Origin of the sequence: Sphingomonas sp. (assembly GCF_050725575.1) — a bacterium.
Taxonomy (GTDB): domain Bacteria; phylum Pseudomonadota; class Alphaproteobacteria; order Sphingomonadales; family Sphingomonadaceae; genus Sphingomonas.
The window spans coordinates 1-20,494 of the sequence record NZ_JBOHHW010000069.1 but is presented as its reverse complement, the minus strand read 5'-3'; the positions used below and the strand labels follow the sequence as shown (position 1 = coordinate 20,494).

30 protein-coding genes are annotated in these 20,494 nt (G+C 63.5%); 16 read left to right on the top strand and 14 right to left on the bottom strand.

The window, feature by feature from the left end; translation table 11 throughout:
* Together ACRECS_RS25800 and ACRECS_RS25795 are read right to left on the bottom strand one after the other, a co-directional pair.
* Positions 1 to 160: efflux RND transporter permease subunit (locus ACRECS_RS25800; protein WP_431585839.1), on the bottom strand; the 160-nt coding region annotated here is incomplete at its 3' end.
* A gap of 6 nt (positions 161 to 166) precedes the next feature.
* Positions 167 to 1,309, bottom strand: a complete 1,143-nt coding sequence (locus ACRECS_RS25795) for an efflux RND transporter periplasmic adaptor subunit (RefSeq protein ID WP_431585838.1) — start codon at positions 1,307 to 1,309, stop codon at positions 167 to 169.
* Positions 1,310 to 1,444: 135 nt separating this feature from the next.
* Between ACRECS_RS25795 and ACRECS_RS25790 the strand changes: the two genes are divergently transcribed.
* Complete coding sequence (locus ACRECS_RS25790; RefSeq protein ID WP_431585837.1) at positions 1,445 to 2,077, top strand: TetR/AcrR family transcriptional regulator; 633 nt, start codon at positions 1,445 to 1,447, stop codon at positions 2,075 to 2,077.
* 291 nt (positions 2,078 to 2,368) lie between these two features.
* Here ACRECS_RS25790 and ACRECS_RS25785 read toward each other — a convergent pair whose 3' ends face one another.
* From ACRECS_RS25785 to ACRECS_RS25770, 4 genes are all read right to left on the bottom strand, one after another.
* Positions 2,369 to 2,770 (bottom strand): cupin domain-containing protein, encoded by a 402-nt coding sequence (locus ACRECS_RS25785; protein ID WP_431585836.1) that lies wholly within the window; start codon positions 2,768 to 2,770, stop codon positions 2,369 to 2,371.
* A 7-nt stretch (positions 2,771 to 2,777) separates the two neighbouring features.
* Positions 2,778 to 3,599, bottom strand: coding sequence for an alpha/beta fold hydrolase (locus ACRECS_RS25780; RefSeq protein WP_431585835.1), 822 nt, complete (start codon positions 3,597 to 3,599; stop codon positions 2,778 to 2,780).
* 205 nt (positions 3,600 to 3,804) lie between these two features.
* A complete protein-coding gene (locus ACRECS_RS25775) occupies positions 3,805 to 4,134 on the bottom strand; it encodes a hypothetical protein (protein WP_431585834.1) in 330 nt (109 codons plus the stop codon).
* Positions 4,135 to 4,269: 135 nt separating this feature from the next.
* Entirely contained in the window at positions 4,270 to 4,587 is a 318-nt protein-coding gene (locus ACRECS_RS25770; protein WP_431585833.1) for a putative quinol monooxygenase, read from the bottom strand.
* A 223-nt stretch (positions 4,588 to 4,810) separates the two neighbouring features.
* Between ACRECS_RS25770 and ACRECS_RS25765 the strand changes: the two genes are divergently transcribed.
* The 8 genes from ACRECS_RS25765 to ACRECS_RS25730 all read left to right on the top strand — a co-directional run bounded on the left by ACRECS_RS25765 (position 4,811) and on the right by ACRECS_RS25730 (position 9,014).
* A complete protein-coding gene (locus ACRECS_RS25765) occupies positions 4,811 to 5,479 on the top strand; it encodes a hypothetical protein (protein WP_431585832.1) in 669 nt (222 codons plus the stop codon).
* 96 nt (positions 5,480 to 5,575) lie between these two features.
* Positions 5,576 to 5,773 (top strand): hypothetical protein, encoded by a 198-nt coding sequence (locus tag ACRECS_RS25760; RefSeq protein ID WP_431585831.1) that lies wholly within the window; start codon positions 5,576 to 5,578, stop codon positions 5,771 to 5,773.
* A 208-nt stretch (positions 5,774 to 5,981) separates the two neighbouring features.
* Positions 5,982 to 6,452 (top strand): LuxR C-terminal-related transcriptional regulator, encoded by a 471-nt coding sequence (locus ACRECS_RS25755; protein ID WP_431585830.1) that lies wholly within the window; start codon positions 5,982 to 5,984, stop codon positions 6,450 to 6,452.
* A gap of 65 nt (positions 6,453 to 6,517) precedes the next feature.
* The gene (locus ACRECS_RS25750; protein ID WP_431585829.1) at positions 6,518 to 6,883 is read left to right on the top strand and encodes a hypothetical protein; all 366 of its coding nucleotides are present in this window, start codon (positions 6,518 to 6,520) and stop codon (positions 6,881 to 6,883) included.
* A 63-nt stretch (positions 6,884 to 6,946) separates the two neighbouring features.
* Positions 6,947 to 7,459 carry a hypothetical protein gene (locus ACRECS_RS25745; protein ID WP_431585828.1) on the top strand — a complete coding sequence of 171 codons (513 nt, stop codon included), beginning with the start codon at positions 6,947 to 6,949 and terminating at the stop codon, positions 7,457 to 7,459.
* A complete protein-coding gene (locus ACRECS_RS25740) occupies positions 7,383 to 7,898 on the top strand; it encodes a hypothetical protein (protein WP_431585827.1) in 516 nt (171 codons plus the stop codon). Before ACRECS_RS25745 ends, ACRECS_RS25740 begins: the two co-directional genes overlap by 77 nt.
* Before the next feature lie 112 nt (positions 7,899 to 8,010).
* The gene (locus tag ACRECS_RS25735; RefSeq protein WP_431585826.1) at positions 8,011 to 8,580 is read left to right on the top strand and encodes a septal ring lytic transglycosylase RlpA family protein; all 570 of its coding nucleotides are present in this window, start codon (positions 8,011 to 8,013) and stop codon (positions 8,578 to 8,580) included.
* 11 nt (positions 8,581 to 8,591) lie between these two features.
* On the top strand, positions 8,592 to 9,014 hold the full coding sequence (locus tag ACRECS_RS25730; RefSeq protein WP_431585825.1) for a VOC family protein: 423 nt from the start codon (positions 8,592 to 8,594) through the stop codon (positions 9,012 to 9,014).
* Between the two features lie 16 nt (positions 9,015 to 9,030).
* On the opposite strand, the gene ACRECS_RS25725 is transcribed toward ACRECS_RS25730, so the two are convergent.
* The 7 genes from ACRECS_RS25725 to ACRECS_RS25695 form a co-directional block, all read right to left on the bottom strand.
* Positions 9,031 to 9,627, bottom strand: a complete 597-nt coding sequence (locus ACRECS_RS25725; protein ID WP_431585824.1) for a hypothetical protein — start codon at positions 9,625 to 9,627, stop codon at positions 9,031 to 9,033.
* Positions 9,628 to 9,658: 31 nt separating this feature from the next.
* The gene (locus ACRECS_RS25720; RefSeq protein ID WP_431585823.1) at positions 9,659 to 10,777 is read right to left on the bottom strand and encodes an ankyrin repeat domain-containing protein; all 1,119 of its coding nucleotides are present in this window, start codon (positions 10,775 to 10,777) and stop codon (positions 9,659 to 9,661) included.
* Positions 10,778 to 10,831: 54 nt separating this feature from the next.
* Entirely contained in the window at positions 10,832 to 11,542 is a 711-nt protein-coding gene (locus ACRECS_RS25715; RefSeq protein WP_431585822.1) for a L,D-transpeptidase family protein, read from the bottom strand.
* A gap of 250 nt (positions 11,543 to 11,792) precedes the next feature.
* The gene (locus ACRECS_RS25710) at positions 11,793 to 11,945 is read right to left on the bottom strand and encodes a hypothetical protein (RefSeq protein WP_431585821.1); all 153 of its coding nucleotides are present in this window, start codon (positions 11,943 to 11,945) and stop codon (positions 11,793 to 11,795) included.
* A gap of 101 nt (positions 11,946 to 12,046) precedes the next feature.
* Positions 12,047 to 12,433, bottom strand: coding sequence for an STAS/SEC14 domain-containing protein (locus ACRECS_RS25705; RefSeq protein WP_431585820.1), 387 nt, complete (start codon positions 12,431 to 12,433; stop codon positions 12,047 to 12,049).
* A gap of 66 nt (positions 12,434 to 12,499) precedes the next feature.
* Positions 12,500 to 13,762: an acetyl-CoA C-acyltransferase gene (locus ACRECS_RS25700; protein WP_431585819.1), complete on the bottom strand. Its 1,263-nt coding sequence runs from the start codon at positions 13,760 to 13,762 to the stop codon at positions 12,500 to 12,502.
* Positions 13,763 to 13,893: 131 nt separating this feature from the next.
* Positions 13,894 to 14,316 (bottom strand): hypothetical protein, encoded by a 423-nt coding sequence (locus ACRECS_RS25695; RefSeq protein WP_431585818.1) that lies wholly within the window; start codon positions 14,314 to 14,316, stop codon positions 13,894 to 13,896.
* A 243-nt stretch (positions 14,317 to 14,559) separates the two neighbouring features.
* On the opposite strand from ACRECS_RS25695, the gene ACRECS_RS25690 reads away from it, so the two are divergent.
* Positions 14,560 to 15,363, top strand: a complete 804-nt coding sequence (locus tag ACRECS_RS25690) for a phytanoyl-CoA dioxygenase family protein (RefSeq protein ID WP_431585817.1) — start codon at positions 14,560 to 14,562, stop codon at positions 15,361 to 15,363.
* Positions 15,364 to 15,443: 80 nt separating this feature from the next.
* On the opposite strand, the gene ACRECS_RS25685 is transcribed toward ACRECS_RS25690, so the two are convergent.
* Positions 15,444 to 15,929, bottom strand: a complete 486-nt coding sequence (locus tag ACRECS_RS25685) for a cysteine hydrolase family protein (protein ID WP_431585816.1) — start codon at positions 15,927 to 15,929, stop codon at positions 15,444 to 15,446.
* A gap of 129 nt (positions 15,930 to 16,058) precedes the next feature.
* Here ACRECS_RS25685 and ACRECS_RS25680 point away from each other — a divergent pair, with 129 nt between their 5' ends.
* The 6 genes from ACRECS_RS25680 to ACRECS_RS25655 all read left to right on the top strand — a co-directional run.
* Positions 16,059 to 16,475, top strand: coding sequence for a hypothetical protein (locus ACRECS_RS25680; RefSeq protein WP_431585815.1), 417 nt, complete (start codon positions 16,059 to 16,061; stop codon positions 16,473 to 16,475).
* Between the two features lie 267 nt (positions 16,476 to 16,742).
* The gene (locus ACRECS_RS25675) at positions 16,743 to 17,186 is read left to right on the top strand and encodes a putative immunity protein (RefSeq protein ID WP_431585814.1); all 444 of its coding nucleotides are present in this window, start codon (positions 16,743 to 16,745) and stop codon (positions 17,184 to 17,186) included.
* Positions 17,187 to 17,232: 46 nt separating this feature from the next.
* The gene (locus ACRECS_RS25670; RefSeq protein ID WP_431585813.1) at positions 17,233 to 18,909 is read left to right on the top strand and encodes a hypothetical protein; all 1,677 of its coding nucleotides are present in this window, start codon (positions 17,233 to 17,235) and stop codon (positions 18,907 to 18,909) included.
* A 179-nt stretch (positions 18,910 to 19,088) separates the two neighbouring features.
* Positions 19,089 to 19,367, top strand: coding sequence for a hypothetical protein (locus ACRECS_RS25665; RefSeq protein ID WP_431585812.1), 279 nt, complete (start codon positions 19,089 to 19,091; stop codon positions 19,365 to 19,367).
* A gap of 84 nt (positions 19,368 to 19,451) precedes the next feature.
* Positions 19,452 to 19,865 carry a hypothetical protein gene (locus ACRECS_RS25660; protein WP_431585811.1) on the top strand — a complete coding sequence of 138 codons (414 nt, stop codon included), beginning with the start codon at positions 19,452 to 19,454 and terminating at the stop codon, positions 19,863 to 19,865.
* An 81-nt stretch (positions 19,866 to 19,946) separates the two neighbouring features.
* Positions 19,947 to 20,494 (top strand): hypothetical protein (locus ACRECS_RS25655; RefSeq protein WP_431585810.1); only part of this gene is annotated, 548 nt, incomplete at its 3' end.

The following is a 20,494-nucleotide window of genomic DNA, read 5'->3' as shown; positions in this document are numbered from 1 at the left end:
CATCGGCGCCCGGGTAGGTCGCGGTGATCGAGACGGCGGGCGGCGCGATCGTCGGGAACTGGGCAATCGGCAGGGTGCGGATCGCCAATATGCCCGCAAGCATCAGGATGATGGCGATCACCCACGTGAAGATCGGGCGATCGATGAAAAAGCGGGCCATGAGTCTTTACTTTGCCTGAGCTGCGGGGGCGCCAGGGGCGCCGGCGGGCTGCTTTGCGGGGGCGTTCGGGTTCCAGGGCGACGGCTTCACCGGCATTCCCGGACGCAGCATCTGGCCGCCCTCGACGATCACGCGATCGCCCGATTTCAGGCCCGAGGTCACCAGCCAGCTATCGCCGATCGTGCGGCTGGTTTTCAGCTGGCGCATCTCGACCTTGTCGCCGGCGCCGACGACCAAAGCGGTCGGATTGCCCTTTTCGTCGCGGCTGACCGCACGCTGCGGCACCAGCATCGCCTGGGTCTGAGTGCCCTCGACCAGTTCGGCGCGGACATACATGCCCGGCAGCAACAGGCCGCGCGGGTTGGGGAACACGGCACGGATCGTCTGCGACCCGGTGGTCGGATCGACCGACACATCGGTGAATTTCAGCGTGCCCTCGATCGGATAGGTCGAGCCGTCCTCCAGCTTCAACCGGACCCGTGCGTCGCCGCCGGCCGAGACCTGGCCGGCCATTACCTGCTGGCGCAGGCGCAGCACGTCTGCGCTGGCCTGAGTCACATCGACATGGATCGGATCGAGCCGCTGGATCGTGGTGAGCGCATCCGCCTGCGAGGATGTGACCAGCGCACCGGTGGTGTAGATCGAGCGCCCGATCCGGCCGGAGATCGGCGCGGTGATCGTGCTGCGACGCAGATCGATCTGCGCGGTGCGCAGCGCGGCCTGTTGCACCCCGACATCCGCCGCGGCCTGATCCGCAGAGGTCACGGCGTTCTCATAATCCTGCCGCGAGATGGCGTTGATCTTGACCAGTTCGGCATAGCGTCGCGCCAGCGCGCGGGTCGAGGCGATCGCCGCCTGAGCACGGCGCAGCGCCGCGCTCGCATTGGCGACCTGCGCGGCATAAGGCGCGGAATCGATGCGATAGAGTGGCTGGCCGGCGCGAACCAGGTCGCCCTCCTGGAACAGCCGCGCCTGGATCAGGCCATTGACCTGCGGCCGTACGTCCGATGTCTCGAACGCTGCGGTCCGGCCCGGCAATTCGCTCGTCAGCCTGACCGCCTGCTCGCGAATCGTGATGACACCCACGGGTGCAGGCCCGGGCTGCGGCTGCTGCGGCGCCTGGCCGCAGGCGCTCAGCGTCAAAACCATCAGGGGGGCCGCGTAGCGAAAAAAAACCATGCCATTCCTACCGGAGTTGGGTATGTGAGTGATCGTTCACTCTCCGTCGGGGCCGCTACTGCAAAGGCTCTGGCGGCGTCAAGGCTTTAGGAGAAGTTCGAGGCAATGAATTTGGTAGACCTTGTGGCGAGAGAGCCGAGAGGGGCGGAGATCCGGCGCCGTAAGATACTCGACTGTGCGCGGGCGCTGTTCATTGACCACGGATTTCACGCGACCGGCGTCGCCCAGATCTCGGCCATGTCGGGGGTCGCGGTTGGCCAGATTTATCGCGATTTCGCCAGCAAGGAAGACATCGTCGTCTCGATTGTACAGGACGATTGCGTCAGTTTCATGGATGCCGAGACGCTGCGCGATGCGATCGACCATCGCGACAAACCCGGGGTGCGCGAATGGCTCCGCCATTTCGTCAATCCGCAGGACGAGCGCGGCGACGAGGACGGTGCGCGCCTGTTTGCCGAGATCATCGCGGAATCGGCGCGCAATGAACGCATCGCCGGCATCTTCACCACGATCCATGACGATGTGCGCGGCAAGACGCTCGATGCGCTTGAGGTCCTGTCGGAGGGAAAAGACGACGTGCCTGCGCGCGAGGTCGTTGCCGATCTGATCGCGACCATGTCGCTGGGGTTGATGCACCACCGCATGATGCGCCGCGACCTGGCGATGGAACCGCTGGTCGAGGCGCTGGAACGGATCATCGACCGCGAGATCGAGGCGCTGCGAAGCGGGGCCCAGTAAAGCTTCGACACCCGCAATTCTCCGCGCCCGGTAATGGCCAGAGCGCAAGATTTATATCAAGTATCTGATATATAACGAATATTATTCGGCCGGTTTCACCGGATGGTGGCCGAACATATGCGACTACCGGTGTCCCATATCTCCAGCCTCTTACCGAAGCATGGTCTGAGATAGGCGCGATTTGGGGGGCGATATCCCGCCGAGGCGATAGCCCGAGAGATACGACACTTCCGGTGTCCCATATCTCTCGCCGTCCAGCCCGGAGGGCCGCTGGTCTGTTGGTGCTCGGCTCTAACGTGGTGTCCAGCCCGGCGGGGCAAGCTCGAAGCCCGAAAAGTCGAATGCCGGCGTCACCACGCAGCTGACCAATGCCCAGCCGGCGCGCGCCTCCGCCGACTGCCAGGCATGCGGCGGGACGATCGCCTGGGGCGCGTCGCCGCTCAGCAGATGCTCGCTGGCGGTGCCGTCATCGATCAGCAGGGTCAACGGCGACCCGCTGTGCCACAGCCAGAGCTCGGCGGCATCGACGCGGTGCCAGTGCGAGCGTTGCCCGTCTTCCAGCAGATAGAGGATCGCGGTGGCCAGCCCGCGCCCGCCATCGGGCGCGGGCTGGCGCATCGTTTCGCGGTACCAGCCGCCCTCGGGGTGCCGCGCCAGCGCAAGGCGGTCGATCAGGGCGGCCGGATCGGTCATACCGGCATCAACCCTTGATAAAGGCAAGGAGGTCGGGATTGATCACCTCCGGGTGCGTCGTGCACATGCCGTGCGGGAAGCCGGGATAGATTTTCAGGGTCGGCTGCTGCACCAGCTTGGCGGACAGCAGGGCGGCGTCCTGATAGGGCACGATCTGATCGTCATCGCCGTGCAGGATCAGGCAGGGGATATCGATCTTCTTCAGATCCCCGGTGAAGTCGGTTTCCGAAAAAGCCTTGATGCATTCATAGTGCGCCAGGACCGATCCGGTCATGCCCTGCAGCCACCAATGGTCCATGATCCCCTGGCTGATGGTCGCACCGTCGCGATTATAGCCATAAAAGGGAAAGGGCACGTCCTTGTACATCTGCGCGCGGTTGGCGGCGAGCTGCGTGCGGAATCCGTCGAACACCTCGATCGGCAGGCCGCCGGGATTGGCATCGGACTTGACCATGACCGGCGGCACCGCGCCGATCAGCACGGCCTTGGCGACGCGCGCGGTGCCATGACGGCCAAGATAGCGCGCGACTTCGCCGCCGCCGGTCGAATGGCCGATCATCACCGCGTCTTTCAGGTCGAGACGCTCGAACAGCGCCGCAAGGTCATCGGCATAGGTGTCCATCTCATTGCCGGTCGCCGTCTGGCTCGACCGGCCATGGCCGCGGCGGTCATGCGCGATGACGCGGTAGCCGGCCTGCTGGAAGAACAGCATCTGTCCGTCCCAATCGTCGGCGCTGAGCGGCCAGCCATGGCTGAACACGATCGGCTGACCGCTGCCCCAGTCCTTGTAGAAGATTTCGGTGCCGTCTGCGGTGGTGACGTAAGGCATGCGGTGTCTCCTGGAAGGTACCGTGAGCGGCCGACTCCGGCCGCTTCTTCGGTAGCCGCGATGATGCCAGCACGGGTGCGGCGCGGCCAGTGGAGATCATCGTCCATCCGCAAAAATCGGGAGGGAATTGCCCGCGGGTGGGCCGGGCTTGTCCCCGCTGTCGGGACGTTTCGGGGCGGCGGTGTTGTGCCGCCGCCCCGATCGTTCAGCGGCAGATGCGCACGCGGCGATGATGGCGCCATTCGGTGCGGCAATGGTCGCGGCGGTTGTTCCAGCCATAGCGATTGCCGCCATTGTAACGGCTGTACCGGCGGTCGTGGCGGCGATCGTCCCGACGGTCGTAGCGACGGTCATAGCGGCGGTCGCGGCGGTCATAGCGACGATTGTCACCACGCACTTCGCGGCGGTCATGGTCGCGATATTGTTCCGACTGACGCGACTGTTCGCCGCGGTTGCCGCCATTATATTGCGCACTGGCGCCGGCTGACATGCCGAGCATCGCCAGTGCGAGGCCGGCTGCATATAATAGTTTCATGATTCATCCTCTCGGGTCCGGGGTATCGGACTGTGACGATGATACGATCCGCCAACCGCATCGTTCCTGAACCGCTTGGTCAGCTCCTGTATTGGTTGACTGCCCTGATTGGGCGATGCCCGGCGTCGGCGATACTCATTGCGCATCGACCCGTTGGTCGTGGCGCAGCGGCTTCCAGACCGAGATCTCGCGGTCGCGCGCGAGCAACTCAGGCAATGCGGCGTGCCACTCGGCGCGATAGGGGCGCTGGAGCTGCACATCGAGCACGTCCTGATGGCTCTCCCAGGTCTCGTGGAGCATGTAGCGATACGGCGATGACGGATCGCGGTGGAGCATCGCGTGATGAAACATCGGCTCCGCGCGCATCGCATCAAGCACGTCCGTCAACAGTGTCAGAAAACGATCATGCGCCGCAGGCTGGACATCGAAGATGATCGTATAGGTGATGGCCATGCGCCGTGCTCCGCTTGATGTTGAATGCACGTTGGGAATGCAGGGCCGGAGCCGATGCGTCGATTACCTGATGGGTAATTGGCCCGGCCGTATGACCCTTATCTTGCGGGACTGGCGACGATCGGAACGTGTCGTGATATAGCCTGGCCATGAACCGGACCAGCATCGTTCCGTCACCGACAAAGAGCGCCCCAGTGTCGGGACATGATGCAGGGCGCCACGCATGAACTTCGTGCAATTTCTGAAGTCGCTCGATGATTTTCTCTACGAAGCGATGAGCTGGCTGATCTTCTATCCGATTACCATGGCGCGAACCGTTCGGCATCCGCAGTCGATGATGAACTATGCCGACACCGAACTGGGTGATCGTAAGGAGGAACAATATACTGACACGCTGAGCCCGCCGCTGTTCCTGCTGCTGACCCTGATCCTGTCGCACCTGATCGAGCTGGCGCTGGTCGGCGAAAACCCGATCGTGAAAAGCAATCGCGGCGTCTCCATGCTGATCGACGACGATACCAGTCTGTTGCTGATGCGGCTGGCGATTTTCAGCATCTTTCCGCTGATCATGGCGGCTGGCCTGTTGCGACGGCAGGGTACGCGGTTCACGCGTGCGACGCTGAAGCTGCCATTCTATAGTCAATGCTATGTCGCGGCGCCTTTCGCCTTTCTGGTCGGATTTGCGGCAACCATCGCACAATGCCACTGGATCTGGTCGGGTGGCGCCGCGCTTGCGATGATGGCGATCGCTTTCCTGTGGTACGGCACGCAACAGGCGCGCTGGTTCGCCAGCCATTTGCACATTGGCCTGGTGCGCGGATTCGGCATCGCATCGATCGGGATGATCGAATGCGTGATCGTGTGCATCATTGTGCTGCCTTTGCTCGCCTGACGGGCTGCGCACGCTTTGGTCGATGGACATGCATGTCGAAACCGAAGCGGATCAAATAGTGATTGGACCACCCCGGCAACCGCATTATGCGGGATCATGACCAAGTTCGACGCGGCAAGTCCCGCTCATCATCATCTGAAAGCGGAAATCGATCGCTTGTTGTCCATCTGCGATACGCTGGGCGCTGGTGTCGTGGGCTGCTATCTGCAAATGGCCGCCGATACGCTGGAAACCGAGATGTCCGCGGCGTTTGTCGTGCCGACGCCCGACAAGCAGCCCTATTATTCCCATTGACCTTTCCGGGCGGGTGCCGATCGGCATCGCCCGGTGCCGATCGAGCCGGGCAGGCGGCCTTTCCTGACACGGCGCGTCGGACACGGGGAATCCGTGTCCGTTGCGATTCTGCCACCTTTGATCTTGCTTAACAGCGGCTTCCGCCTGATTAACGGCGCGAGGGACGGGGGAGCAATAGCGGGGAATGCCGGAATCGCGGTTCGACAGATTGACGCTGCGCCAGAAGGATTGCCTCCGGCTGGTGGCGCAGGGCTATACTTCGAAGGAAATTGGCCGCGAGCTGGGCATTTCCTATTCGACTGTCGACAATCACCTGTTGGCGGCAACGCAGGCGCTGGGCGCCGGCAGCCGCGCCGAAGCGGCGCGCCTGTTCACGCGGCATGCTACCGATCAAGCTGGCGACCCGACGGCCGATCCGGTGAGCGATCCTACTGGGCAGCAACTGCCTAGGCAGCCGCAAACCCTTGCCGTTCAGCCATTTGTTGCCGATCCATTGCCCCGACATCAGCGGGGCCCGCAGGACATCATGTCTCGGCTGGTCCCGCCCATTGGGGGTAGAGACAATGACCTGACCAGTTCGCAACGATTGTCGGCGATCGCACGGATCGCCTTCTTTTCGGTGCTGGCCTTTGTCGCCTGCATCATGATCATCCGGATGAGCCTTCAAGCGCTGTCCTGATCACCGAACCCGTTATTTCGTCCGCATTTTATCAACGTGCCGTGTTCCGGCGCGAGGAGATTCTCATGACTTTTTTGACCGAAGCCGCGGGCCGCGTCATTTCGAGCGACATGGTTGCCGTGTTCCACGCCACTGATGATGCGCTGCTGAGCAGTGCGCGGGTGGCCGCGTCGATGCTGGAGGGGACGGCGAAATCCGACCTCCACCCCCGCGCCAAGCAAAAGCTGCTCGAATCGCTCAGCGCCGGGTTCGACAAGATGCTGGCGGGGCGCCGCGACATGGTCAACGCGCATTGCCAGATGATCGTGATCCAGCGCCAGAGCAATCTCGCCCCGGTCGGCTTCGGTTGTTGGGGTGCACCCAGCAAGGTGTTGACGGGCAGCGATCGAGCCATGCCGGTGACCGAGCCGACGCCATCGACGGTCGCCTGAGCCTTGGAGGCCGCAGCCGCCGTCTTGACGCATTCGTGACGTCTGTGTTGGGGCAGGGCGATGGTGAGCCAATTATTTACGATCCTGTTATTCGCCAGCTGCGGCTATGCCTGCATTGCCGGCGGGAAAGACGGACGATGGATTTCGCTGTTCATCATCGCCGCGGCGCTGCTCAGCATCCCGGCATCATATCTCGAACAAAGCTGGGCGAACACGCAGCTTCCGGTGTTCGGCGTCGATCTGCTGCTGCTTGGCGCGCTGGTCGGGGTGTCACTGCGCAGCCGGCATTTCTGGCCGCTCTGGATGACCGGGTTCCACCTCGGCAGCATCGCCACGCATCTCGCGACGATCGCGGCACCGGTTCAGCTGAAACCGATGCTGTACTTCGCGATGCAATCTTTCTGGAGCCTGCCGATGCTGTTGGTAATGGTGGCCGGGATCATGATCGACCGGCGCGCCGCACGCGCATCGTTGCGGTCCGTGCCGGGGCGCGGCACTCATGAGCTCGGCCGACCCGCCCTGTCGGGGCGCGATGGACTGGCGCGGCCTGACGACGAAGCCCGCGTCGGGCCCTGATCTTCCATGCGATCTTCCCTGCCTGGCCGAGGCACTGAGCGAGGCGGGGCTGCCAGCCGCGAAGCTGTTCGATAGCGGGCCGCTGGATCATCTGGACATGGTGCGCAAGTATCTGCGCGCTCGGCGCGGGCGTACCCAATTGCTGCCGGCGGAGCTTTTCGCAGAGCCCGCCTGGGACATTCTGCTCGATCTCTATGTGTCGCACGTCGAGGGACGGTGCGTCAGTGTCGCGAGTGCTTGCGACGCCGCTGCCGTTCCGCCCACCACGGCGTTGCGTTGGCTCGACCGGCTGGTTGTGCTTGGTCTGGTGCAACGTGCGGGTAACCCCGACGACCGGCGCCAGTCGTTCGTCGACCTCAGCCCGACGGCACTTGAAGCGATCGAGCGCTGGGTGGAAGATTTCCTGACCGCGGCGCGGCGTGGGGGCGCGGAAGACTAGGGAGCGGGGAGGGCTTGCCTCCAACCTCGGCCAGGCGAACCCGTGCACGGCGCGGGACGAACCCGGCAATCGAGGCTTTATGCCGATGCGCGGCCCGTCTAGGGTCGCGGACATGCGGGGGTTTCGAGCGACGCGGATCTGGAGTGTGGCAGCCGCGATGCTGATGCTGTCGGCCTGTGGCGGCGGCAATTTTCGCCCAGTGAGCGACATGCCGGTCAGGATCGGCCAGCCCTATCAGATCCGCGGCACGACCTATGTGCCAGCCGCCGATCCGCGCTACGATGTGCTGGGCTATGCCAGCTGGTACGGCAATGAATCCGGCAACCGCACCGCCAATGGCGAACGTTTCCGTCCCGGCTGGATCACTGCCGCGCATACCACGCTGCCGCTGCCCAGCTATGTCGAGGTGACGGCGCTCGACACCGGGCGGCGGATCATCGTGCGGATCAATGACCGCGGGCCGTTCGTGCGAGGGCCACGCATCATCGACCTGTCGCGCGGCGCGGCGGAGATGCTCGGCATGAAAGCGCAGGGACAAGCGCCGGTCCGCGTGCGCGCAGTCGAGCCGCCGGAAAAGGATCGCAAACGCCTGCGCGAAGGCAAGCCCGCGCGTGACCTGTCGCCGGTGGGGGAACGTGTGCTGCAAAATCTGCGGTCGCAGCTGTCGCAGGCCGGGTTTTAGCGAGAAGATGGATGGCCGGGATGGATGACTGGCGGATCGACCACACCGGCATCGGCGTTGCCGATATCGGGCGATCGGCGGAATTCTATGATGCGGCGCTGGCTGCCCTGGGAATGCGCCCGATCGTGCGCATCACCATGGCCGGTGGGCTGGCCACTGACGATGGCGCGGAGATCGGCGGCATCGGTTACGGCGCGACCTACCCGATCTTCTGGATCGATGTGTTCCATCCGCAGGGCCTGAAACAGCATATCGCATTCCGGGCGGTCAGCCGCGACGAGGTGCAGGCGTTTCACCTGGCGGCCATCGACGCCGGCGGCCGCGACAATGGTACGCCGGGCTTGCGTTCCGGAGGCTATCCCGCCGGATATTACGCTGCCTTTGTCCTCGATCCGGACGGCAACAATATCGAAGCCCTATTTCGCGAGAGATGAGGCGATAACATCGTTGTCACGTCATCGTGATGAGCGGGGAAGGGAAGCTGCTTGCCTCGCCCCAGTTCCATATCCTTATCTCGCCCGCCTGGAGCTTTTCGAACGCATCGGGCATGATCGGACAGGCGCGAAGCTTGGCTGGCGAGGCCTTGGTGATCTGCCGCTGGATCTTGCTGACGATCGACCGCAATTTCACCCAGTCCACCTCATCGAGGAATTCTTCCGGAAAGATCGACCGGCCGCGCGCGCCCTTTTCGGTCCAGCACGTAATCGATGAATCGGCGAGGCACCCCATCTGATCATTGTTGCGGTTCACTCTGATGTTGGCAGGACTGAGCAATACCGTCCGCCCCTTGCCTCCTAATTCTCTCTGCGTTTCGGGCGTGAAGGTTATTCTCTCGATGCGCGGGCGGCCGCCGACACTCTGCGGCCAGGCGGTGAGTGTCCAGCCGCCATCATCGACGTAACGGGAGACAGTGTCCCAGCTGTCGAACCAGCGATTGGGTTTGTCGGGCCGTGAATATCCCTCGAACAGCCTCATCTCGGGCACGTCGAAAAGCCATTGCCAGACCTGGGCAATGTCCGATTGGGTGCCGAAGAAGGTCATGGCCATTGGCTATGGTCGCCTTCCCAGCGGTGTCGGTCTAGCGATCATAGTCCGGGGGCGGCAGTTTCATGGGCGCGGGATTGAGCGCCACCCAATTGACCGCAAGCTCGCACATCCGGTTCGTATCGCCATTTCGTCTCTTGATCTCGGCGACAATCGCCCGCGCATCGGCCAGTTCGGTATCGGAAAGTGCAGTGCCGGTGCCGACATGCGCGAGAAAGGCGTCGGCCATTTTCCTGAAATGGGCGTCCCAATTGCCCCCACCATTGCCGTCGAGCTCGCGGCGGATCTTGCCGGAGATGCGGATCACTTCGCCCTGCACGGTGCCGGCCGCACCATTTGAGGGGATCAGCAGCTCCCAAAGCTCCTGAAAGCGATCTTCCCAGCGTACAGCTCGGGCGATGATCGGCGATTTGCCGTCATGCATGGCGCGGCGGGGGACAGGCGGCACGTCGAACAGGGCATAGAGCTTATCGAGCCCGGCGCTGGTTTCATCGACATAGTCGGGATTGAAACCGGCGCGATGAAATTCGAAATCGGTGCCAATCCGCGTGACCAACGCCTTCATGGCCGGCGTGCGATGCGCGTCATCCTTCCGGTTCGAAGCGAAGACGGCGGAGAGAAGCCCCTTTTGCTTTGGCGCCTGGCGCTCGCTTGCTTCGATGAGCAGCTCTGCCAGCGTCGCCATGTTCTTGATCTGCGCGTTGCTGCAGCATTGCAGGGCATAGACCAGTGGCGTCTGTTTCTCGCGGTTAAGCGCATTGACCCGCGCGCCATGCTCGATCAGCAGACGCGCCGTACGGACATTATAGGATCCCGCCGCTCTATGGAGTGGCGTGCCGCGTAAATTCTCGCCGTGATGGATGTCCGCGCCGAGTTCCAGCAGGATCTCGATATGCCCTTGCCAGTGTCCTGCCCGCGAATGCAGCGGGGTTTCTCCATAGTTGTCGCCCGCCGAGAGATCGGCACCTTGCTCGACCAGCCAGCGCGTCAGATCATCGGGACACTCGTTGAACGCCGGCGCGGTTTGCTTGAATACGCCGCCACGGGCATTGATGTCGCACGTGTCGAACACCGCCTTGAGCGCATCCAGATCGCCCCTTTCAAGCAGCGCCTCGAAATCCTTTGGCAGCAGCTTCTTCTTGGCTTTGGCCATGAACGCACCTCCTGATAGCGGTCTACATGAAACCGGGCGTATCGGAAGTCGGCGTCACGCTGCGGTGATGGCATCGCCCAGGTTGAGCATTTCGCCGCGTGTGACGATCACCTTGTCACCGAGCTTGACCGCGCCGAACAGCTTCTTCGCGAACGCGACCGGGATGCCGACACAGCCGTGCGTGACAAAGCCGTCACCGACCTTGCTGCCGTGGATCGAGATGCCGTCATTGGTCATGCGCAGCATATAGGGCATCGGCGCATTGTACAGGTTGGAGACGTGATCGGCGTCCTTCTGCGTAATCGGGAAGATGCCGAGCGGTGTTGGCGTCCCCTCATCACCATAGATGATCACCGCTGTGCCGATCTCATAGCCGGCGCGGAACACCGACAGGGTCTGTGCGGCGAGGTCGACCGTGACGACCATCTGCCCGGTCGCGGGCGCGCCGCTTTCGTCCCAATAGGAATCGCCCTGATGCATCGGACCAGGGATCGACAGGATGCGCTTAACGACGAAGCGGGTGTCGATCGGCGCGGGTGCGGAAGGCAGAGCCGGGGCACGCACAACCGCCGCTGCCTTGATGGGAGGCGGGGCGGACGGCATCGCAGTTGCGGCGGGGACACGCGGTGCCGCGGTCGTCGCCGGTGACGGCGCGGCGATCAGCGCGATGCCGCCGACGAACAGGGCGGCGCCGAACAGCGACGGGGCAATCAATTGCATGCCCAGGGTCTTGCGGTCCGCCGCCAGAGGGATTCGCCAGTTCATCTGCCACTCTGTCCTGCAAAGCGGCGCGCGTCGCCAGCCCCTGTTTTCGAGCGTGCCGGGGCGGGACGAATTAACGGATCGTTTACCTTGATCAGCGAGCGGCGGAGTTCCCGACGGCCGGTTGCTCCAAGCGCAAAATCCTATTGCCCCGGATAAGGCGTTCCGTCCTTGCGGACGAAACGTCCATCGCCGCCCGAGTGTCCATGATTTCGCAATCTAACGCCGGAACGGAGGCGCCATACGGCCTCCATCAGGCCGCGACCTTTCCCCGTGCCGCGATCAGGTGCGTCAGCACGGCGATGCGCTGCCGCTCCGCCGCCGACTCGCGTGAGGGATGCGCCTGAAGCCGGTCGAGCAGCGCGCGCAGTTCCTTTTCCCAGAGTGTCGTATTGAGCTCGGACATGGTGCCTCTCCTTGGCGTCTTTAGGGCGTTACGGTGTGCAGGGTGAAAACGAGTATGGGAAGGAACGGGTTCCGATGCCGCCATCCCCGGCCAGCATGGGTTCAGCCATGCGCGATATCGGTGTGGCGCAGCAGCCAGTCGCGTGCATGCGCTGCCTCGGCGCGGGTATAGACCTGATAGTCCACCCCGGGGATAAGCTTGGATTCGATCGCAGCGGCGGTACGGATCCAGCCCTCATCGGCAATCAGCGCGACACGGTCGAGCGCGTGGACCATGCGGAACAGCGCGGGCAAGTGCTTCAGTTCCTCGACGATCATGCCGAATTCGACCTTCGGCGCGCCGCGGACATCGGCAAGAATGTCGAACTGGTCGGTCGTGTCGAGGAAGCGGCCAATTTCCTCGATCACGCGGGGAATATCCTCGCGGGTGACATCGCCTTCGGTGACGATCTCAAGCGCGCGAGGCGTGAGTTGGGTGACGGTCAACATTGCGGGCGCCTTTTATGAGATGGCGATATAACGCTTCGGACGAGCGTCTGTGCCCCCCGCCACCGTTCAGGGACGGCGCAGCAACGCGATCGTGCCATGCCCGCCATCGGCGCAGACACTGACCACCGCGAACGATCCCGACGGCTTCGCCCATAGCTCCTTCACGGCCTGGCTGAGGTCGCGCGCGCCGGTGGCGGCGAAGGGATGGCCGATCGCGACCGACCCGCCATTGGGATTGACCCGGTCCCAGGGGAAGGGACCGAAATCGAAGTCGACGCCGGCGCGGTCGCGGGTCCAGCCCGGCTTTTCGAGCGCGGCCACGTTCGCAAGCACCTGCGCGGCAAAGGCCTCATGGATTTCCCACAGCGCGACGTCCTCATATTTCAGGCCGTGGCGTGCAAGCAGGCGCGGAATGGCGAAGCTCGGTGCCATCAACAGCCCGTCGACGCCGTGATCGACCGCGGCGATCTCATGATCGACCAGCTCGGCATTGAACGTCCCGGCCGGGAGCCTGGCCAGCCCCGCCTCGGTCGCGACCCAGCACGCCGCCGCGCCGTCCGTGATCGGCGAGCTGTTGCCGGCGCTGAGCGAGCCCTTGCCCGACTTATCGAATGCGGCCGGCAGCGAGGCGAGCTTTTCCGCCGAGGTATCGGCGCGCGGATTGGCGTCGCGCGAAATCTCCGGCAGTGCAATCACCAGATCGTCGAAAAAGCCGCTTTCCCATCCGGCCACTGCGCGCTGATGGCTCTTCAGCGCCCAGTCGTCCTGCGCTTCGCGGCTGATTTCCCAGATTTGCGCGGTTTCCTCCATATGGTCGCCCATCGTCCGCCCGGTGATGCGGTTGGCCCAGCCCTTGACCGGCAGGACCAGATCGTCGGGCGTCAGCGCCTGCAATGCGGCGAGCGCTTCGCCGGGGTTGGTACGAAACAGCTTCACGATCCGCTTCGACGCGTCAAGCTTCAGGCCGATCGGCGGATTGCTCATCACTTCGGCGCCGCCGACCATCACCAGGTCAGTGCTGCCGCCAAGCAACCCGGCCGCCGCGAACGCCGCGACCATGCTGGTCGAGCAGGCCAGCACCGCGGAAAACGCCGGGACGGTCGGATCGAGCTTCGCATCGAGCCAGATCTCGCGCCCGATATTGCTCCAGCCCAAGCTGGGAATCACCGTGCCCCAGATGAACAGATCAGGCCGCGCCGTTTCGGCCATGGCCTGGACCAGCGGCACCGACAGGCTGATCGCATCATGATCGGCCAGAGCCCCGCCGCCGCGGCCGAACGGCGTGCGCAAACCAGAAGCGATAAAGGTCTTTTGAGCAAAACGCTGCATGCTGTGTCTCCGGGCGTCGCCGCCGATGCTGTTGCTGGCTGGGAGATCGTGGGCTGCCGGAGGAATGACAAGAGGGGCTGCGGGTGATTGGCGGCCCGGGCTCACAGATCGCACCAACCGGGAGCAAGCGGTCAATAATCGGCGATGATGTTGTCGCCTCTTTGCCCTCTGGCCAGACTCAGCGGGGCGAGAAGGCTAGCTGCCAAAATTACCAGCGGCGAAAGCATCATGAGCAAGCCCAACCCGATATTCGCACCACCTCCGTAAGACTGCAGGGTGGTAAAAAGGTAGAAGCCCCAAAAGGCGGTGGTCAGTACAAGCCCCACAACCCATGACCTGCGTGTTCGTATTCCGAGCAGGGCAAGTACGATATAGGGAAAGGCGGCAAGCAGCACTTGCACGGGAGTGGCCGCATCCCAAAGCGTGGAGATAGGAAGGCCACGCGCCAATGCCCAAGTGACATTGCAGATTGTGACGACCGCCAGACCGATGACGCCCGCTGCGCTCAGATGAACAACCGGGCGATTCAGATAGCTGTTCGTCGCATCGGTCATGAGCTCAAACTAATCGACTGGCGTAATGTCCGCAATGGGGCGATCCGCAGCAAATAGCGCAGAGCCGTGCTCACCCATCTTGCAACCGACATCCACGCATCATTATACTCCCGGCCATGACGTTCATCATTTCCAACCGCGCGGCCGCGTTTCCGCTGATCTGAGCAGGCCGATTGCGGCTTTGCTTCGTGCAGCGCTCGCGTGCTGCCGATCCTTTGCGTTTGATATGATTGCGAGAAATTCATGGAACTCGATCCAGTGCGAGCGCTCGGCGCCGCCGACATAAATTCGTTCATCCGCGACGGCTTTGTTCGTCTCGACAATGCCTTTGCCAAACAGACCGCCGAGCAGGCGCGGGCCATCCTGTGGCAGGCGACGGGATGTGATCCCAATGATCCTGCCAGCTGGACCCATCCGGTCATTCGCCTCGATCAGTTCGGCCAGCCGCCGTTCCGCGAGGCCGCCAATACGCCGGTGCTGCGCGGTGCGTTCGATCAGCTGGTCGGGCCGGGGCGCTGGATTCCCCGCGTCACGCTGGGGACGTTTCCGGTCCGCTTTCCCTCGCCCGATGAGCCTGGCGATGCCGGTTGGCATGTCGATGTCAGCTTTGGGACCGATCATCCGGACTTCATGGAATGGCGCGTCAACCTGCGCAGCCGGGGCCGCGCGCTGCTGATGCTGTTCCTGTTCTCCGACGTCGGTCCGGACGATGCCCCGACCCGCATCCGTGCCGGGTCGCACCGCGACGTCGCCCGTCAGCTGGCGTCGGCGGGTGAGGCGGGGCTGACCTTGCGCGAGCTTGCCGCTGACGGGTTCGCGGCCTCCGCGCATCGGCCGGAGGTGCTGGCGGTCGGCGAGGCCGGCACGGTATATCTGTGCCATCCCTTCCTGGTGCATACCGCCCAGCCGCATCGCGGCACGGTCCCGCGCTTCATGGCGCAGCCACCGCTGCTGCCGCGCGAGCCGCTGTGCCTCGACCGGCCTGATGGCGGTTATTCGCCGGTTGAGCAGGCGATCCGGGAGGCGATCGGGATGGCCGGCGGATAATCCCTGCCGGTGACGGTCCGCTCGCCGGCGCCGCTTGCGGGCGAGCGGCGGGCGGGCCGTTTTTCCGCCCTGACGATCGATCAGTCGTCGAGCTGAAGTTCGTCGGCGCTGTGCAGCACGCTGCCGAAATGATGCTGCCAGAGATTGGCGCCGAGATCGGCCGACCGGTCGAGCGACGATCCGACGCTGAGCCATTTGAGCAAGGTCGGGTGAAGCCCCGCGTCGAACAGCATGAAGCCGGCGGCGAGGCAGCAAGTGTCGGCCTGCACGCCGCACACCAGCACGCGCTCGACCCCCAGCGATTTGAGGTGGTCGATCGCCGCGGGCGGCGGCAGATAGCCATGTTTGATGAACACGCGGTCGGCCGGGACCAGGGCATCGTCATCGGGGCCGGGTTTCCAGCCGAGCTGCCGTTCGAACGGGGTGATCGCCTCGTCGTGCCGTTCGACCGTGGCGATGGTGTAGAGTTTTTGGCTGAGCGCCATGATGTCGCTGATCATGCCCTCAGGCACGGCGAAGCTCGGCTGTACATCGACGATGAGCAGGGCCTGTTTCCGGAAAGTCATGATGTCGTGCCACATGTTCGAGTTGAGCCTGACGCCTAGCAGGCCGCTTTCCAAAAGGCAGCTTCGCAGCATGGATTGGCTTGATGCGAGCTCCGATTATCCGACCATCGGACGAGACTGGGGCATGTCATGAGCGACCGGGATTTTGCGCGAACGATGGGCGGCCTTCCCGATGAAGGCCTTATCAGGATCGCCCATGCCCAGGAGGAAGATGGCTATCTTGCCGAAGCCATATCGGCCGCCCGGGCTGAGCTCGATCGGAGAAATGTCTCGAGCGATGACATAACCGAGACCGTCGCTGTGGCAGAAGTCGAAAGATTGTCCGGGAACCACAGAGACAAAGACCCCTTGAGCAACAGCCAGTGGCTTTGTTTTGTTATTTTTGCCCCGCTTACCCTTACCATGTTCGTTACGCTGATATTCCTGTTTCGAGGCGAAATCCGGAAATTCAAAGAAGCCTGGCTGGCCATCGCCACGGGGTATGCGGCCTTGTGCGCGCTCGGAGTCCTGGCCTTTGCCTTGTTCGCATTTGGAGTCTTGAAGTGAGGGCGGGCGTGGCGCTGCCGCACAGCTATTTTTTCCGACAATTAGAAAGAGCGAGCCGGGACCAAGGCCGGCAAGCGATGGCATGTCAGATCCCGTGTCTCGGTTGAATCGTTGCCGGGAACAGGGCTGAGAGGGGGCGAGCGGTCACAGGGTCAATGGCGAACGGCGAGAGATATGGGACACCGGATGTCCTATATCTTGTGCCGCCTGCGATGAGGGAGGGAATGATATAATTCATTATATATCAGATAGTTATTGGAAGAGTCGATGTTGACCATCGAAGACCTGCGCCCTGTCGCGCGCTGGGCGGCCGATTGCGCCGAGCGCGCGCTGCCGATCTTCGAAGCGAAGGCGGCGCACGCCGCGGCGCGCGAGGTCGGTGACCCGGCCGCGGCCGCCTCAGCGCGGGCGGCCTCCGTCGCTGCCGCGGTTGCCTATACTCATCCGATTGCGACCCCGCATCAGGTCAACCACATCCTCGGCCCGGCGGCCTATGCCGCGCAGGCGATCGCGCTCCGGGCCGGCGAAGCCGACGCCGGGGAAACGGAAATTCGCCGGGCGATCGCACTGGCGCCGACGGAGGTCCGGCAGGTGATGCAAGGGATGCCGGAGCGCGCGCCGGGCAAGAGGAAGTTGGGCGCGCTGTTCCTTCAACTGGAGATGGGGCAACTGGAGATGGGGCAACTGGAGATGGGGGTGCGCCGCGCTTGACTTTGGCCCTCCAGTCAAATCTCTGGGAGGACATGGGGGATGATCGATGAACAGATATTGGGGCAGCGCCGTCCTCGCGGCGGCGATTTGCGTGACCGCGAGCATGGCGGAGGTGAAAGAGGCGGCCAAACCCGCCAGCCCCTGGACGGGCTGCGGTGAAAACCAGGTCTCCGGAACGACCAAGTTCATGATGGGCCCGACCGCGGCCCGCGCGCTGACGCCGAGGACAGTGCCGTCGGTCGGAATCGAACGCTGCACCGCGGCGCTCGATGCGCTGGATCCGCAGGCCGGTTGGGAGCGGCGCGCGGCATTGCTGAGATCCCGCGCCAAATTCTGGGTCGCGGCCAAACAGCATCGCGAGGCGCTGGCCGATCTCGATGCGATCGCCGCGATCGAGCGCCCCGATGCGGCCTATACGCGCAGCTTCGGCGTTTCCCTGCACATGCTCCGGGCGATCGCCTATCTCGGGGCGGGACGGCGCGAGGATGCCGCCGATGAGGCGGTCCGCGCAATGCAGGCGCGGCCGTGGAACGCCAGAATTGCGAAGTTCGCCTTCTCCATGTCCGGTTTGCGAACGACAATCCCGCCGCGGGAAAAGGCGCGCTGGGATAATCTCGTCCGGCTCGACAGCGATTATATCGAACGGCGCGCCCTCATATTGGCGCGGGCGGGCGAATGGGCCGAAGCGCTGACCGACTGGCAGAACGCCCCGGTGGTCCCCGGCGCGTTCGGGCAGTCCTTCATCAACCTGTCCGACGTCATCGAAGGGCGCGCCCTCATGTTGGCGCGGGCGGGCGAATGGGCCGAGGCGCTGACCGACTGGCAGAACAGCCCGGTGGACCCCGGCACGCCCACCCCCACGGAGATGAGTGCCGGGCGCACGGCACAGGCCGTGATCACCGCCGTTATGGCCGGGCGGCCCGACCTTGCCGATCAATGGCTGGAGCGGGCGCGCGAGAGTAGTACGATAGTGACCGACCCGTTCGACGCCGAGAACGGTTTCCAGAACAGCGAGAGCCCGGCCGCGCGGCGCGCTGTGCTCGACAAATGGTCGCCGTTGATCGAGGCGGCGGTTGTGCTGGGCAAGGGGGACGCAGAGAGCGCCGCGACCAGGCTGGAGGGCATGGAGGAAATGCCGGTGGGCCAGATCACCCTGGCACTGATCCATGCCGCGATCATCAGGTTGCCGGCCGGCAGCCATCCGGGTCTCAGGTCGGTGCTGGCGCAGATGGAGAAAGACTATCGGCTGGATGGCAATGAGCGCTTTGCCGCCGGATTCGATCCGGCGCCGTTCATCGCCGATCTGCCCGATCATGAGGACGTCATGCTCGCCAATCCTTATCGTTCCGCCGTTAAATTCCGGCGCGATAAGTTTTTTTCGGTGGAACTGGCGAAGAACCGAAAGAGCGCGGTGGTGACCTTTTACGGCAGCAAGTCGCACCCCTTCGTGCTCGGCGAAATGGCGTTGCTGCGCGCCGCCGAACTCACCGTGGAGCGGGGCAAGCTTGCCTTCCGGGTGACCCGCAACGACGAATATACGCAGTCATCGACGATGACCATGAACGGCACCCCGGCGGGGCTGTCGACCGTGCCGGGGCATAACGTCAACCTGACCGTCGCATTCGTCGCTGCCGGGGCGTGGGACCGGCCGGAGAGCATCATCCAGGCGGCTGAGGTGCAGGCGGCGCTGGCACCGATCTATGTGAAGGCTGAGGTGAAATAGCCGCGCGCGCATATCTTTGGCGTAAACCGGTGCCGCGTGCTTGTGGTCGAATACCGACGCCGGTCAGCCGGGGATGAAGCTGGGAGCTCGTAATTTTGGCAAAGTGTTGCCGAAATTTCCCGGAACTCAACCAAGCCTCGATGATTGACTCCGCAGGAACAATTTTGGGTTTCTGAACAATGGAATATCTGGGCCTGATTGTCGGAGGCTTTGCGGTGATTGCCATTGCCGCGTTGCTGCTGGAAAAGATCGTCTTTACGAGAACGATCCACTCCCCTGTCTGGTCGCGGCTGGTTGCGGTGTTTTTCGCCTGGCTTCTGGTTGCCGCCGTTGCGTCCCATGGTGACGTTGATCCTGATATCGCCGGTGCTCGGGCATTCGCCTGGCTGATCCCGGCGGCTGTCCTCGTTGCGATCTGGTTCTACCTGCGCGCGCGCAAGATCGGGGCGCGGGTTTAGAAGACCTTGCCGTTCCCGTGAGGCTTTTTGGCGTCCGTTCGTGGGAAGTTCGGGGATTGCTGCACGCATCACCGCAAGAGCGGCATGGCGGACACGCCGTCCATGTGCTTAGCTTCGGTGATGAACCGGCGGAGAAACCCGATTGTCGCGCTGGTTGTGCTGGCAATGCTCGCACTGCTTGGGGGCTGTGCCTGGCCAACTGTCGCTCCCGTGAAATTGCGAGCGATCAAGACTGAATCCCTAACCCTGATGGCGAGGTATCCGATCAAGCCTCCTGAGGAATCGGTGGAGGTTCCGAAAAGCCAATGGCCGCACGTCATCGCCAGCCTCGAGCCGGAGGCCGTGACCGTCCATAAATGGGGCGTCGATATTTGGATCAAGCCTTATTTCGACGGCGGCTGGGGGTATCACGTTCCGCGGAACGAACGAGACCTGCCAAGGTCCCGGGAATATTATTGGGAGCCGGGCGACGGCGTTTTTTGGTATGGCCCACTGTGACCTGAGTTGAGGTGGCAGTCGCCCGCATTGGGCGTACCAGCGTCTATCGTGCGCTGTCGTGGGCACAGGAGAGGGCGCGCGATGAAGGGGAGCGGCATGTCGGAAGGAGATGTGCGGACAACGTCGCGGTGGGTCATCTGGCTTCATCGGATCGGCTATCTGACCACCGCCGTCGTGATCGTCGAACTCGGTGTGATCGGCTTCGTGGTCGGGCGGGAGTGGCTCCGGCATCGCCAGATCAGCGCAATGCTTGTCGAACGGAGCCGCACGCATGAAGCGCCTATTCGGGAAGAGGGTGAGCCGCATGTGCGTGGTGCCGCCGTCGAGTTGCTCGCCAGGCTGCCGCCGCTGCGAGCCCTTCATGGTGATGGGCTGCGCTTTGTCGCGATGCCGTCGTTCGGCACCAGCGATTATGCGCTCGCGCTGTCGCTTCCTCCGAAGGCCGCTGCGGCGGACGGTGTGCTGGTGGTGATCGACAAAACCAGCGAAAGCCGCCCGGCCACGGGACTGTCCGATATTTTGTGCGCGAGGCCGTTCTCGTCATCAGATGACGAACCGCTCGCCGAAGATCACGGCGAACTGGGTCTTTGCCTCGGCCCACTCACGCGGTGGCCGTTTCCACTCCTGAG